Genomic DNA, 14031 nt, shown 5'->3' with positions numbered 1-14031 from the left:
AATCCGAGCTCGCGGGCGACCTCGGCGATCGTGCGGCCCGAATCGATCACACGATGGGCGGCCTCGACCTTGTATTCGGTCGTGAACGACCGGCGGGTGCGGGACATACGGACATCCTTCCAGTGGGGGTTTCGATCCCGCTATCTCGGTGTCCGCTGTTCGGGGGGAACCTCAGACCATCGGGCTACCGCTGGTGCAGCGAGACGCCTACGTGTTCGGTGTGCTCGACGGTGGGCACATGGACCCCGACACCCTCAGTGCACGGTTCCTGCGGCACCTGGAGTCGGCACAGAGCGCGCTGGGGGAGGAGGCCGTGCCGACGATCCGGGTGCACGACATCCGTCACACACACGCCTCTGCACTGTTGCGGGCCGGCCAGCCCGTGAAGGTCGTATCGGAGCGGCTGGGGCACACGGACGTGATGACGACGATGCGCGTCTATCAGCACGTGTTGCCGGGGATGCAGGCTGCGGCGGCGGATACGTTCGCGGCCCTGCTGGGGACGTAGATTCGGCCCGTAAGAACCACTGGCGGAACCAAAGTGGGGTTTGGAACCGCAAGCAAGCCTTCTACCTGCGTCTAACTGGTGCCCTCGGTGAGACTCGAACTCACACTGCACGGGTTTTGAATCCGTTTCCTCTGCCAATTGGGATACGAGGGCGTGCGGGATACCACTGTAGAGGTTCGTGGGATTCAGTCAAACCACCGGTACCCTCGAACCGTTCGCGCACCGAGTGGTGGGCGTCGACTCGAGGAGGATGGTGACCGTGAACGCGACCCCCGCACAGGATCGACCGGCTCGGCGTGTGGTGGTGGCGGAGGACGAGGCGTTGATCCGTCTGGACCTGGTCGAGATGCTCCGCGAGGAGGGCTACGACGTGGTCGGGGAGGCCGGGGACGGGCAGCGGGCCGTCGAGCTCGCGGAGGAGTTGCGTCCCGATCTGGTCATCATGGACGTGAAGATGCCGCGCCGCGACGGTATCGATGCGGCATCCGAGATCGCCGCGAAAAAGATTGCGCCGGTGGTGATCCTGACGGCGTTCAGTCAGCGGGAACTGGTGGAGAAGGCCCGCGACGCCGGTGCGATGGCGTACCTCGTCAAGCCGTTCTCCAAGGCCGACCTGGTGCCGGCCGTCGAGTTGGCGGCCTCCCGGTTCGCTGAGGTGGCCCTGCTCGAACAGGAGGTGGCGAACCTGTCGGACCGGCTCGAGACCCGCAAGGTCGTCGACCGCGCCAAGGGCATGCTCATGGCATCGCAGGGGCTCAGTGAGCCGGAGGCGTTCAAGTGGATCCAGCGGGCCGCGATGGACCGCCGCTCCACCATGAAGGCCGTCGCCGAGATCGTCGTCGACACGCTCGGTGGGGACAGCGCCACCGCGTGAGTGTCGGCGGGCCTCCCTAGACTGTGTCACCGTGAGCCCCGCAACCACACCCTCGCCCGCCACGACCTCCGCCGACGCGACAGTCTCGGCGTCGGAGAAGCCGACGCTGATGCTCCTCGACGGGCATTCCCTCGCCTACCGGGCGTTCTTCGCGCTGCCGGCCGAGAACTTCAAGACGCAGAGCGGGCAGCCCACCAACGCGGTGTACGGGTTCACGTCGATGCTCATCAACCTGCTGCGCGACGAACAGCCCAGCCATGTGGCGGCCGCGTTCGACGTGTCCCGGCAGACGTTCCGGTCCGAGGCGTTCCCCGAGTACAAGGCCAACCGCTCCAAGACGCCCGACGAGTTCAAGGGGCAGGTGGAGATCGCCAAGGACGTCCTCGCCGCGATGGGCATCCCGGTGATGGCGATCGAGGGTTTCGAGGCCGACGACGTCATCGCCACCCTCACCACGCAGGCCGCCGCGCTCGGCTACCGGGTCCTCGTCGTCACCGGCGACCGGGACGCACTGCAACTCGTCACCGACGACGTCACCGTGCTCTACCCGCGCAAGGGGGTCTCCGAGCTGACCCGGTTCACCCCGGAGGCCGTCGAGGAGAAGTACGGGCTCACCCCGCGCCAGTACCCCGACTATGCGGCGCTGCGCGGCGACCCGTCCGACAACCTGCCCGGCATCCCCGGGGTGGGGGAGAAGACCGCCGCCAAGTGGATCCGCGAGTACGGGTCGCTCGAGAACCTCGTCACCGACATCGACAAGGTGCGCGGCAAGGTCGGCGACTCGTTGCGCGCCAACGTCAACAGTGTCCTGCTCAACCGGCACCTCACCGAGATGGTCCGCGACGTCGCGCTGCCGTACACCCCGGACCAGCTGGCACTCGCCCCGTGGGACCGCGACCGTATCCACGCCCTGTTCGACGACCTCGAGTTCAAGGTGCTCCGCGACCGGCTGTTCGCGACCCTGAGTTCCGCCGAACCCGAGGCCGAGGAGGGCTTCGAGGTCCGGGGGCGGGCCCTGGAACCGGGCGAGGTGACGGCGTGGCTCGCCGAGCACGCGTCCACCGGTCTGCGGCATGGCCTGTCGATCGTCGGCACGTCCGCCCCGTACGGCGGGGACGTCACCGCGATCGCGGTCGCCGCGTCCGACGGTGAGGGTGCCTACATCTCCACCACCACGGTGACGCCGGACGACGAGGCGGCGCTCGCCGCGTGGCTCGCCGACCCGCAGCAGCCCAAGGCGCTGCACGAGGCCAAGCGGGCCGTGCATGCGCTGCGCGGCCGCGGCTGGACCCTCGCCGGCGTCACCAGCGACACCGCGCTCGCCGCCTACCTCGTGCGTCCCGGGCAGCGCAGCTTCGCCCTCGACGACCTGTCGCTGCGCTACCTCAAGCGGGAGCTGCGGGTGGAAGAGTCGGGGCAGCAACAGCTGTCGCTGCTCGACGACACCGATGCGGCCGACGCCGAGGCGGCCGAGTCGGAGAACCTGCGGGCCCGCGCCGTCGTCGACCTCGCCGCCGCACTGGATGTCGAACTCGCCGGCATCGAGGGCGTCGGCCTGCTCGCCGACATGGAACTGCCGCTACTCGCGGTGCTCGCCGAACTGGAGTCCACCGGCATCGCCGTCGACACCGACCACCTGCACGACCTGCAGTCCACGTTCGCGGCCCGTGTCGCCGACGCCGCGGAATCGGCGTACGAGGTGATCGGCAAGCAGATCAACCTCGGCTCCCCGAAGCAACTGCAGGTGGTGCTGTTCGACGAGCTCGAGATGCCCAAGACGAAGAAGACCAAGACCGGCTACACCACCGACGCCGCCGCGCTCGAGTCGCTGTTCGAGAAGACGCAGCATCCGTTCCTCGAACACCTTCTCGCGCACCGCGACGCCACCCGGCTCAAGGTCACCGTCGACGGCCTGCTCAAGACCGTCGCCGACGACGGCCGCATCCACACCACGTTCAACCAGACCGTCGCCGCCACCGGCCGGCTGTCGTCGACCGAACCGAACCTGCAGAACATTCCGGTCCGCACCGATGCGGGACGGCAGATCCGCGACGGCTTCGTCGTCGGCGCCGGCTACGAGACGCTGCTCACCGCCGACTACAGCCAGATCGAGATGCGGATCATGGCACACCTGTCCCGCGACGAGGGCCTCATCGAGGCGTTCAACACCGGCGAGGACCTGCACAGTTTCGTCGGTTCCCGCGCGTTCGGGGTGCCCATCGAGGAGGTCACCCCCGAACTGCGGCGCCGCGTCAAGGCGATGTCGTACGGGCTCGCGTACGGGCTCAGCGCGTTCGGTCTCGCCGCGCAGCTCAAGATCTCCACCGACGAGGCCCGCCAGCAGATGGACGCCTACTTCGCCCGCTTCGGCGGGGTGCGCGACTACCTCCACGAGGTCGTCGAGCAGGCCCGCAAGGTCGGCTACACCGAAACCCTGTTCGGACGCCGTCGCTACCTGCCCGACCTGATCAGCGACAACAGGCAGCGCCGCGAGGTCGCCGAACGCGCCGCCCTCAACGCCCCCATCCAGGGCACGGCCGCCGACATCATCAAGGTCGCCATGATCGACGTGCAGAAGGGACTGCAGGAGGCGGGACTGGCGTCGCGGATGCTGCTGCAGGTCCACGACGAACTCGTCCTCGAGGTGGCGTCCGGGGAACGCGAGCAGGTCGAGGCGCTGGTGCGGGAGAAGATGGCGTCCGCCATCGAACTGTCGGTGCCGCTCGAGGTGTCCGTCGGCACCGGACGCAGTTGGGACGCCGCCGCGCACTGATCGTGCGCGGGCGGCGCCCCGGAAGGTGTTGCGGCAGAACGGAAGGTCAGTTGGTCTGCTGCTCGGCGATCTGCTTACGCACGTCGTCCATGTCGAGGCTCTTGACCTGCGTGATCAGATCCTCGAGCGCGGCCGGGGGCAGCGCGCCCGCCTGATTGAACACGAGCACGCCCTCACGGAACGCCATGATCGTGGGGATCGAACGGATCCCGGCGCCCGCCGCGAACTCCTGCTCGGCCTCCGTGTCCACCTTGCCGTGGACGACGTCGGCGTGCTTGTCCGACGACGCCTCGAACGTCGGCGCGAAGTTCCGGCACGGGCCGCACCACGACGCCCAGAAATCGACGAGCACGATGTCGTTGTCGGTGAGGGTCTGCTGGAAGTTCTGCTGGGTCAGCGTCTGAGTGGCCACGAGGGTCCTTTCGGGGAAGCGGATCGTCGAACGTTGCTCGGTGCAACACCGTCGTGTCCGGGATTCTTCCGCACGGCTATCCGGGGCCGCCGATCCGCCACTCCCGCTTGTGCTCCGAATCCCAGCGCCGCACCCCGTCCGAGACGCCGGTGACGTCGCCGGCGGCGGCGCGGGTCACCGACACGGCGGTGCCCAGATCGGGGGCCGGGATGCGGCGGGCGAGGGTCACGTGCGGCGTCCACTCGCCGGGCACGATGTGGGAGGGCACGCCGTCGCAGTCGGCGATCAGATCGTGGACGAGGTGCTGCAGGGCCAGCAGTTCCGGTGTCGGCACCACGAGGCGGGCGAGGGTGAGCCGCCGGCCGCCGAACACGATCACCCCGCCCAGCCGGACCGGCAGCGGCGCCGACGGTATCTCCCGGGCGAGGGCGTCCTCGACGGCGTCGGGGATCGCGGTCGCCACTCCGAGCGTGACGTGCGGACGGTTCGATTCGGCGCTGATCCGGCCCTGACTCGGCAGGCGTGCGGCCGTGAGCCGACGCCACTCGGCCCGCACCGCGACGTCGAGATCCTCGCTCAGCAGCAACTCCACGGACTGCACCATCATCGGCCATGATGGTCCGATGAGGGCCGCGAGTACAGGAGATTCCCCGAACACGCGGATCGGTCTGCTCCGCGGCGACGGCATCGGACACGAGATCGTTCCCGCCGCCCGGGACGTCGTCGACGCCGCGATCGGTGCGGTCGGGGCGCCCGCCGTCGACTGGGTGCCGCTCCCGATCGGATTCGACGCCATCGCCGAGCACGGCACCCCCGCCCCGGAGAGCACGCTCGTCGCGCTCGCCGACCTCGACGCCTGGGTCCTCGGCCCACACGACAGCGCCGCCTACCCCGAACCGTTCTGCAGCCAGCTCACCCCGGGCGGCACGATCCGCAAACGGTTCGACCTGTACGCCAACATCCGGCCCGCCCGCGCCCTGCCCGGGGTGCGGGCCGTGTCCCCGCACATGGATCTGGTGATCGTCCGGGAGAACACCGAAGGCTTCTACGCCGACCGCAACATGTTCGCCGGGGTGGGCGAATTCATGCCGACCCCGGACATCGCGATGGCCGTCGGCGTCGTCACCCGTCCCGCGTGCGAGCGCATCGCCCACACCGCGTTCGGGCTCGCCCTGCACCGCCGCCGACGCGTCACGATCGTCCACAAGGCGAACGTGCTGTCCGCGACCACCGGCCTGTTCCGCGACGTGTGCCGGGACATCGGCCGGCAGTATCCGGACGTGACGCTCGACGACGAGCACGTCGACGCGATGGCCGCCCACCTGGTGCGCCGCGGCGACGAGTACGACGTGATCGTCACCGAGAACATGTTCGGCGACATCCTCTCCGACCTGGCGGGGGAGCTGTCCGGGTCGCTGGGTACCGCCGCGTCGCTCAACGCGTCGGCCACGAAGGCGATGGCGCAGGCCGCCCACGGCGCCGCCCCCGACATCGCCGGCCGCAACCGGGCCAACCCGACCGCACTGATCCTGTCGGCGGCGATGCTCCTCGACCGGCTCGCCGTCACCCGCGGCGACCGACTGCTCGCCGACGCCGCCGGCCGCATCCACAGCGGCGTCGAACGCACGATCGAGGCGGGTGTCGCCACCGCCGACCTCGGCGGGCTCGCCTCGACACAGGCGTTCACCGAAACCGTCGTCGCGCGCGTGCTGCGCCGCTGAGGCGCGATGCCCGTTTTGTCAACAGTTCGACGCGGTTCGTTTCCGGGGACACCGAGCCAGTAGTGTTCTTCGGGTTGTTCGGCGGTCCGGGAAGGTTCGGGGAAAGGATGGATTACGCGATGTTCGCACGAGGCGCGACCCGCGTCGTAGCCGCGTTCCTGACCGCTGCCGTCGCCGTCGGTGCCGCCGGATGCGTCAAGAACAACGAGGGACTCGTCCCCACCGTCCCGCCCCTGAACATCGAGCGCGTCGACGCGATCGCCGACCAGCTGCCACCGCAGGTCGCGGCGTCCGGGCGGCTGCGGATCGGTACCAACCCGCCGTTCGCGCCCAACGAGTTCAAGGACGACGACGGCACCATCGTCGGCTACGACATCGACCTCATCCGCGCCGCCGGCGCTGTTCTGGGCCTCGAGGTCGACGTCAAGCAGACCGACTTCGACAAGATCATTCCCGCGGTGCAGGCCGGCACCCTCGACGTCGGCGTATCCGGATTCACCGACACGTTCGAACGCGAAAAAGCCGTGGACTTCGTCACGTATTACCGGGCGGGTGTCCAGTGGGCGCAGCGCGCCGGCGACGACATCGACCCCGACGACGCGTGCGGCCTGCGGGTCGCCGTCCAGACCACCACGATCGAGGACATCGAAGAGGTCCCGGCCAAGAGCGACGCGTGCGTCGCGGCCGGCAAGCCGCCCATCAAGAAGATCAAGTACGGGACGCAGGCCGATGCCGCGAACGCCCTGATCCTCGGCCGGGCCGACGCCCTGTCGGCCGACTCCCCGGTCACCGCGTACGCGATCAAGCGCAGCGACGGCCGGCTCGTGCCCGCCGGCGGACTGTACGACGCCACCCCCTACGGCTGGGTCGTCGCCAAGGGCTCCCCGCTTGCACCCGTGCTGCAGCAGGCCATGCAGTACCTCGTCGACGGCGGCCAGTACCGCACGATCTCCGAGGCGTGGGGCGTCGAGGCGGGCATGATCGAGACGTCCGTCGTCAACGGCGCGACCAGCTAGAACACCAGAGAGGGAACAGTCATGCCAGCCAACGAGAGCCGGCCACCGACCGCGTCGTCGGCCTCCGAACCGGAGCCGATCAGAGCGGTCCCGCTGCGGCATCCCGGCCGCTGGGTCGCCGCCGTCGTCGTGCTGGGACTGTTCGGCCTGTTCGTCTACGGAGCCGCGACCAACCCGGAGTTCCACTGGGACATCTACGGGCAGTACCTGTTCGACGAGCGCATCGTCTCCGGCGCCTGGAAGACCCTCCAGCTCACCGTGCTGTCGATGGCCATCGCGATCGTGCTCGGCGTGCTGCTCGCCGTCATGCGACTCTCCCCGAACCCGGTACTGCGCTCCGCGGCGTGGCTGTACCTGTGGGTGTTCCGCGGCACCCCGGTCTACGTCCAGTTGGTGCTGTGGGGTCTGTTCCCGGCCATCTACAAGTCGATCGACCTCGGGGTTCCGTTCGGGCCGCAGTTCGTGCACTTCGACATCGTGTCGCTCGAGGCGGCATTCCTCTTCGCGATGATCGGCCTGGCCCTCAACGAGGCCGCCTACATGGCCGAGATCGTCCGCGCCGGCATCGGCTCGGTCAACGAGGGACAGATCGAGGCGTCCACCGCGCTCGGCATGTCGTGGACACAGACCATGCGCCGCACCGTGCTGCCGCAGGCCATGCGGGTGATCATTCCGCCCACCGGCAACGAGCTCATCAGCATGCTCAAGACCACGTCGCTGGTCGCGGCCGTGCCCTACTCGCTCGAACTGTACGGCCGGGCCCGCGACATCTCCGGCGCCAACTTCTATCCGGTGCCGCTGCTGCTCGTCGCGTCCACCTGGTACCTGGCGATCACCAGCATCCTCATGATCGGCCAGTACTACATCGAGAAGCACTACTCGAAGGGCGCCTCCCGCACCCTGACAGCGACGCAACTGCAGGGACTCGCCGACGCGCAGCGCCGGGACGAAGGAGGCACCGCGTGACGACACCCATGGTCCGCGCCGACCGCGTGTGCAAGAACTACGGCGCCCTCCAGGTGCTGCGCGGCATCACCCTCGACATCGAGGCCGGACAGGTGCTGTGCCTGATCGGCCCGTCCGGCTCCGGCAAGTCCACGTTCCTGCGGTGCATCAACCACCTCGAACGCGTCGACGCCGGCCGTCTCTACGTCGACGGAGAACTCGTCGGCTACGCCGAACGCGGCGGAAAACTCCACGAACTGAGCCCCCGCGCCGCGGCCCGGCAGCGCCGCGACATCGGCATGGTGTTCCAGCACTTCAACCTGTTCCCGCACCGCACCGTCCTCGAGAACGTCGTCGAGGCACCGGTTCTGGTGAAGAAGGTGTCCCGCGACAAGGCCGTCGCGAAAGCCCGGGAACTGCTCGACCGGGTCGGGCTCGCCGCGAAGGCCGACGCCTACCCGGTGCAACTGTCCGGCGGCCAGCAGCAGCGGGTCGCGATCGCCCGGGCGCTGGCGATGGAACCGAAACTGATGCTGTTCGACGAGCCCACCTCCGCGCTCGACCCCGAACTCGTCGGCGAGGTCCTCGGTGTCATGAAGGACCTCGCCCGCGACGGCATGACGATGGTCGTCGTCACCCACGAGATGGGCTTTGCCCGCGAGGTCGCCGACAAACTCGTGTTCATGGACGGCGGCGTCGTCGTGGAGGCGGGGGAGCCGCGGCAGCTGCTGTCCGACCCGCAGCACGAGCGCACCCGCGCCTTCCTGTCGAAGCTGCTCTGAGCCGGCCCCGAGCAGCCTCGGGCTGCTCCGGGCGGTCGACTCAGGCGGGCTTGCGGGTCACGAAGATCGCGGTGCCGGGGAACACCTGGCCGCGCAGCGGGCTCCACTGCCCCCACTCCCGGTCCAGCCACTCCGGCCACTCGGGTTCGACGATGTCGCGCACCTCGAGACCGGCCGCGACGGCCTCCCGGACCCGGTCGCCGATCGTCCGATGATGCTCGACGTACGTGGGGACGCCGTCGTCGTCGACCTCTACGTACGGGGTGCGGTCGAAGTAGGGGATCGTCGCGGTCAGTCCGCCGGGGCCCGGATCGTCCGGGAAGATCCAGCGGATCGGATGGTTCACCGCGAACACCCACAACCCACCCGGCCGCAGCACCCGCGCCACCTCCCGCATCACCAGGGCGGAATCCGCAACGAACGGAACCGCACCGAAAGCCGAACAGGCAAGGTCGAAACTCTCGTCGGCGAACGGCAGCGCTTCCGCGCCGGCCTGGACGAGGGGAACCCGCGCCCCACTCCGCTCCATCGCCGCGACACCCTTGTCCAGCATGCCCATCGAGATGTCGAGGCCGACGACGTCCGCGCCCTGCCCGGCCAGCCAGCGGGCACACGGCGCCGACCCGCAGCCCACCTCGAGGATTCGCGTGCCGGCGACCTCGCCGAGTAGGTGCACGTCACCCTCGTGCAGGCCCTCCGGGCACCACACGAACTCGCCGGCATCGGAGTCGACGCCCAGGAACTCACCGTGCGTGCGGTGGTAGTCGTCGGCGTCGGCGTCCCACCAGGCGCGGCTGGCGCGTTCACTGGCCTCGGTACCGATGCGGGTGCGACTCACCCCGCTCGTCCCGAGGATGGAGTTGGCGGCGGCATGGCGATCGTCGGACATGGTGGTCAAGCGTAGAGGGCGTATGCGACACTCTCCGCCCGGGTTTGCCCAGCTAACTCGAGGTCGAGTAGGCTGTTGCTCGCGAGTGTCTCCGCCGCATTTTCTCTCCGGTACGTTTTCTGGTTTCCGGTATGCGGGTGGAGTTCTCGCGGCGGTCCGGGAGACCGGACGACTTCGACCTCGAATCATCAAGTGCGAGTCGTGATCCGACGCCTTTCGGTCCGCCTGCCCGACAGAACATCATCAACCGACTTACGACCCGTCCGGAGCAACTCAACACATGCCCTCCAACACCGTGACCTCGCCGCAGGTAGCCGTCAACGACATCGGCTCCGCCGAGGACTTCCTCGCCGCCATCGACGCCACGATCAAGTACTTCAACGATGGCGACATCGTCGAAGGCACGATCGTCAAGGTCGACCGCGACGAGGTCCTTCTCGACATCGGTTACAAGACCGAAGGCGTCATCCCTTCCCGTGAGCTCTCCATCAAGCACGACGTCGACCCCAACGAGGTCGTCTCCGTGGGCGATGAGGTCGAAGCCCTGGTCCTCACCAAGGAGGACAAGGAAGGCCGTCTGATCCTGTCGAAGAAGCGTGCGCAGTACGAGCGCGCGTGGGGCACCATCGAGGAGCTCAAGGAGAAGGACGAGGCCGTCAAGGGCACCGTCATCGAGGTCGTCAAGGGCGGCCTCATCCTCGACATCGGTCTGCGCGGCTTCCTGCCCGCATCGCTCGTCGAGATGCGTCGTGTCCGCGACCTCCAGCCGTACGTCGGCAAGGAGATCGAGGCCAAGATCATCGAGCTCGACAAGAACCGCAACAACGTGGTCCTGTCGCGTCGCGCATGGCTCGAGCAGACCCAGTCCGAGGTCCGCAGCGAGTTCCTGCACCAGCTGCAGAAGGGCCAGGTCCGCAAGGGCGTCGTGTCCTCGATCGTCAACTTCGGTGCGTTCGTCGATCTCGGCGGCGTCGACGGTCTGGTCCACGTTTCCGAGCTGTCCTGGAAGCACATCGACCACCCGTCCGAGGTTGTCGAGGTCGGCAACGAGGTCACCGTCGAGGTCCTCGACGTCGACCTGGACCGCGAGCGTGTCTCCCTGTCGCTGAAGGCGACGCAGGAGGACCCGTGGCGTCAGTTCGCCCGCACCCACGCGATCGGCCAGATCGTTCCGGGCAAGGTCACCAAGCTGGTTCCGTTCGGCGCGTTCGTTCGCGTCGAGGAGGGCATCGAGGGCCTGGTGCACATCTCCGAGCTGGCCGAGCGCCACGTGGAGGTTCCGGACCAGGTTGTCGCCGTCGGCGACGATGCACTCGTCAAGGTCATCGACATCGACCTGGAGCGTCGCCGCATCTCGCTGTCGCTGAAGCAGGCCAACGAGGACTACAACGCCGAGTTCGATCCGTCGAAGTACGGCATGGCCGACAGCTACGACGAGCAGGGCAACTACATCTTCCCCGAGGGCTTCGACGCCGAGACCAACGAATGGCTCGAAGGCTTCGATAAGCAGCGTGAGGAGTGGGAGTCCCGCTACGCGGAGGCCGAGCGTCGCCACAAGATGCACACCGCTCAGATGGAGAAGATGGCTGCCGACGAGGCTGCCGAGGCGGCGGCCGGTGCGGCCGGCACCAACTACTCCTCGGAGTCGGACTCGGACGACGAGGGCGCTGCCCCGTCGGAGTCCGCTGGTGGCTCGCTGGCCAGCGATGCCCAGCTCGCCGCTCTGCGCGAGAAGCTGTCGGGCGGCGCCTGATAGCAACCGCCTGACACGTCAGGCGTGATCCACCGGAAGACCCCGGTCCTCGTACCCCGAGGACCGGGGTCTTCTGCATGTCCGGATGCCGCTGCCCGCGTTTCGCGCACTTGGCGCGGGGATCGGCGCCGAGAACGCGCGCCAAGTGCGCAAAACGCGGGTGGGGGAGAGCCCGACGGGTGCCCGGAAACGCCGGTGGCCCCGGTCCCGTGGGTGGGACCGGGGCCACCGGCGTCGATTCGTATATCGGTCAGTTCGCTACGGCGGGCGCCCATCGGGCCGGCATGGTCGCCGTCTGCTTACGAATGCTCGCGAAGCTGTGGCGGGCGGGCGTCAGCACGCTGGTGAACCAGGTGCGTCGATGCTCCGCGAGCGCCGAGGCGACCTCGGGAATGAGGATCGCGTGGACGCCGTTCTCCATGCCGAGACGGTGCCGGCCGAGTCGCGTGGACGTGCTGCGCATGAGCGGCTCCTGGTCGTTTCTCGAATTCGGCTGGTCGAACGGCTGCCTGCAAGGCTATCCGAACCGGTCACCGAATCGTGCATTTCGCCGCTTGATGATCTTCGGCGTGTTCGGTGAGAGACTGGTCGGCGTGTTGAGAGTGGGCCTCACCGGAGGCATCGGAGCCGGCAAGTCGACCGTGTCGCGTGTTCTCGCGGAACTGGGTGCGGTCATCGTGGATGCGGACGTCATCGCCCGCGAGGTCGTCGAACCGGGCACCCCTGGGCTCGCGGCGCTCGTCGACGCGTTCGGGGACGGCATCCTGCAGTCCGACGGCTCCCTGAACCGGCCCGCGCTCGCGGCGACGGCATTCGCGTCGGAGGAGTCCCGACTGCTGCTCAACTCGATCCTGCATCCGCGGATCGGGCAGCGCACCACCGAACTCGTCGACGGCGCCCCGACGGATGCGGTCGTCGTGCAGGACATTCCGCTGCTGGTCGAGGGCCGGATGGGTCCGATCTTCCACCTGGTGCTCGTCGTGTACGTCGAGGAGACCGAACGGCTGCGCCGGCTCGTCGAGTTGCGCGGGATGCCGGAAGCGGATGCGCGGGCCCGGATCGCCGCGCAGGCCACCGACGAGCAGCGCCGCGCAGCCGCGGACGTGTGGCTCGACAACAACGGCACCCCCGACGCCCTCGAGGCGCAGGTGCGGGCACTGGTCACCGATCGGTTGTTGCCGTTCGACCGGAACCTGCGCGACGGGGCCGTCGTGACCGCGCCGCCGATCCTGCGCGCCGACGACCCGCAGTGGCCGGCGCAGGGACGACGGCTCGTCGACCGACTCCGCGCCGTGTGCGGGGAGCGGGCGATCCGGATCGACCACGTCGGCTCGACGGCGGTTCCGGGACTCGATGCCCGCGACATCGTCGACATCCAGATCACCGTCGCCGACCTGGACGCGGCCGACGCCCTGCGTGCACCGCTCGCGGCGGCGGGTTTCCCCCCGATCCTCGAGGAGACGGTCGAACCGCCGAAACCCGAGTACGGCGTCGGCGGGGAGGCCGATCCGGCCCTGTGGGCGAAACGCACCCACGGCAGCGCCGACCCTGGCCGGCCGGTCCGGATCGACCTGCGGGTCGACGGCCGTCCCGGGCAGCGGTTCGCGCTGCTGCTGCGGGACTGGCTGCGTGCGGACGCCGTGGCCCGGAACGAGTTCCTCGACGTGAAACAGCGGGCTGCCGCCGAGGCCGCGACCGTCGCCCACGACGACGCTGCGGCCGTGCGGGCGTACGTGCAGACCACAGAGCCCTGGTTCGACCGGGGCTACCGGCGGGCGTGGGACTGGGCGGAGACGACCGACTGGTCCCCGCAGGGTTGACGGGGCGGGTCAGCGCCAGCTGACCGGCATGCCCTGCGCGGCCAGCCATGCGTCCAGGTCGTGACCGTGGGCGGCGATGCCGTCCACGGCCGTGACCGCCCGCTGGACGGCCCGTTCGGCGGCACCCGGCGACAGGTAGCCGTGGGCAGTGGCGGCGAGCAGTTCGTCGACGTCGAGCAGTTCGGTGTCCCGCCCGGTCCGGACCACCAGATCCAGGTAGTGGTCCTCGGAGCGCCACACGTCCGGACCCGGGGTGAAGTCGCCGATGTCGACGTAATGGTCCTGGTCGCGCTCGTGGTACGGGTGGAAGTGGAAGATCGACGCCCGGATCCCCAGATCGGGCAGGATCCACGATTCCAGATAGTGGAAGGTGGGGTGGTCGGCGGTGCGGGCCATGTACAGGCCCCACGGCTCGAGCCGGTAGTGCTCGACCGGACGTACGAACCCCTTGGGGTCGGTGTTGGTGCGTTCGACGATGTCGAACGACTCCACTTTGGGGCGGTGCACGGCGATCGGCTCGAGATTCTCCATACCGTGA

General features: G+C 68.8%; 15 protein-coding genes and 1 tRNA gene. 9 read left to right on the top strand and 7 right to left on the bottom strand.

Annotation, left to right across the window (positions count from 1 at the left end; all coding sequences use genetic code 11):
- Nucleotides 1-107: transposase (locus E0497_RS17745; RefSeq protein WP_137726116.1), on the bottom strand; the 107-nt coding region annotated here is incomplete at its 3' end.
- 41 nt (nucleotides 108-148) lie between these two features.
- Here E0497_RS17745 and E0497_RS17740 point away from each other — a divergent pair.
- On the top strand, nucleotides 149-508 hold the full coding sequence (locus E0497_RS17740) for a tyrosine-type recombinase/integrase (RefSeq protein WP_206663652.1): 360 nt from the start codon (nucleotides 149-151) through the stop codon (nucleotides 506-508).
- Between the two features lie 76 nt (nucleotides 509-584).
- On the opposite strand, the gene E0497_RS17735 is transcribed toward E0497_RS17740, so the two are convergent.
- Nucleotides 585-661 (bottom strand) — tRNA-Leu (locus E0497_RS17735).
- Nucleotides 662-758: 97 nt separating this feature from the next.
- On the opposite strand from E0497_RS17735, the gene E0497_RS17730 reads away from it, so the two are divergent.
- Nucleotides 759-1382 (top strand): ANTAR domain-containing response regulator, encoded by a 624-nt coding sequence (locus E0497_RS17730; protein WP_137726123.1) that lies wholly within the window; start codon nucleotides 759-761, stop codon nucleotides 1380-1382.
- 31 nt (nucleotides 1383-1413) lie between these two features.
- Nucleotides 1414-4155, top strand: coding sequence for a DNA polymerase I (polA, locus tag E0497_RS17725; RefSeq protein ID WP_137726115.1), 2742 nt, complete (start codon nucleotides 1414-1416; stop codon nucleotides 4153-4155).
- A gap of 46 nt (nucleotides 4156-4201) precedes the next feature.
- Here polA and trxA read toward each other — a convergent pair whose 3' ends face one another.
- Complete coding sequence (gene trxA, locus E0497_RS17720) at nucleotides 4202-4567, bottom strand: thioredoxin (protein ID WP_137726114.1); 366 nt, start codon at nucleotides 4565-4567, stop codon at nucleotides 4202-4204.
- 76 nt (nucleotides 4568-4643) lie between these two features.
- A complete protein-coding gene (locus tag E0497_RS17715) occupies nucleotides 4644-5171 on the bottom strand; it encodes a 2'-5' RNA ligase family protein (protein ID WP_137726122.1) in 528 nt (175 codons plus the stop codon).
- A gap of 19 nt (nucleotides 5172-5190) precedes the next feature.
- Between E0497_RS17715 and E0497_RS17710 the strand changes: the two genes are divergently transcribed.
- The 4 genes from E0497_RS17710 to E0497_RS17695 all read left to right on the top strand — a co-directional run bounded on the left by E0497_RS17710 (nucleotide 5191) and on the right by E0497_RS17695 (nucleotide 9031).
- The gene (locus tag E0497_RS17710; RefSeq protein WP_137726113.1) at nucleotides 5191-6288 is read left to right on the top strand and encodes an isocitrate/isopropylmalate dehydrogenase family protein; all 1098 of its coding nucleotides are present in this window, start codon (nucleotides 5191-5193) and stop codon (nucleotides 6286-6288) included.
- 119 nt (nucleotides 6289-6407) lie between these two features.
- A complete protein-coding gene (locus tag E0497_RS17705) occupies nucleotides 6408-7304 on the top strand; it encodes an ABC transporter substrate-binding protein (protein ID WP_137726112.1) in 897 nt (298 codons plus the stop codon).
- Between the two features lie 21 nt (nucleotides 7305-7325).
- Nucleotides 7326-8270, top strand: coding sequence for an amino acid ABC transporter permease (locus E0497_RS17700; RefSeq protein ID WP_137726111.1), 945 nt, complete (start codon nucleotides 7326-7328; stop codon nucleotides 8268-8270).
- An 8-nt stretch (nucleotides 8271-8278) separates the two neighbouring features.
- Nucleotides 8279-9031, top strand: coding sequence for an amino acid ABC transporter ATP-binding protein (locus E0497_RS17695; RefSeq protein WP_137726121.1), 753 nt, complete (start codon nucleotides 8279-8281; stop codon nucleotides 9029-9031).
- Nucleotides 9032-9071: 40 nt separating this feature from the next.
- Here the strand turns inward: E0497_RS17695 and E0497_RS17690 are convergent, their stop codons facing one another.
- On the bottom strand, nucleotides 9072-9920 hold the full coding sequence (locus E0497_RS17690; RefSeq protein WP_137726110.1) for a class I SAM-dependent methyltransferase: 849 nt from the start codon (nucleotides 9918-9920) through the stop codon (nucleotides 9072-9074).
- Between the two features lie 280 nt (nucleotides 9921-10200).
- On the opposite strand from E0497_RS17690, the gene rpsA reads away from it, so the two are divergent.
- The gene (gene rpsA / locus E0497_RS17685) at nucleotides 10201-11673 is read left to right on the top strand and encodes a 30S ribosomal protein S1 (protein WP_137726109.1); all 1473 of its coding nucleotides are present in this window, start codon (nucleotides 10201-10203) and stop codon (nucleotides 11671-11673) included.
- 250 nt (nucleotides 11674-11923) lie between these two features.
- On the opposite strand, the gene E0497_RS17680 is transcribed toward rpsA, so the two are convergent.
- On the bottom strand, nucleotides 11924-12136 hold the full coding sequence (locus tag E0497_RS17680; RefSeq protein WP_137726108.1) for a hypothetical protein: 213 nt from the start codon (nucleotides 12134-12136) through the stop codon (nucleotides 11924-11926).
- Nucleotides 12137-12266: 130 nt separating this feature from the next.
- Between E0497_RS17680 and coaE the strand changes: the two genes are divergently transcribed.
- Nucleotides 12267-13493 (top strand): dephospho-CoA kinase, encoded by a 1227-nt coding sequence (gene coaE, locus E0497_RS17675; RefSeq protein ID WP_194150332.1) that lies wholly within the window; start codon nucleotides 12267-12269, stop codon nucleotides 13491-13493.
- Between the two features lie 9 nt (nucleotides 13494-13502).
- Here coaE and E0497_RS17670 read toward each other — a convergent pair whose 3' ends face one another.
- The gene (locus tag E0497_RS17670; RefSeq protein ID WP_137726107.1) at nucleotides 13503-14024 is read right to left on the bottom strand and encodes a ribonuclease FAU-1 family protein; all 522 of its coding nucleotides are present in this window, start codon (nucleotides 14022-14024) and stop codon (nucleotides 13503-13505) included.
- Nucleotides 14025-14031 lie beyond the last annotated feature (7 nt).

The organism is Prescottella subtropica (assembly GCF_005434945.1).
Classification (GTDB): Bacteria; Actinomycetota; Actinomycetes; order Mycobacteriales; family Mycobacteriaceae; genus Prescottella; species Prescottella subtropica.
The sequence above is the reverse complement of the archived record's forward strand: the minus strand, read 5'-3'. Positions and strand labels throughout refer to the sequence as shown.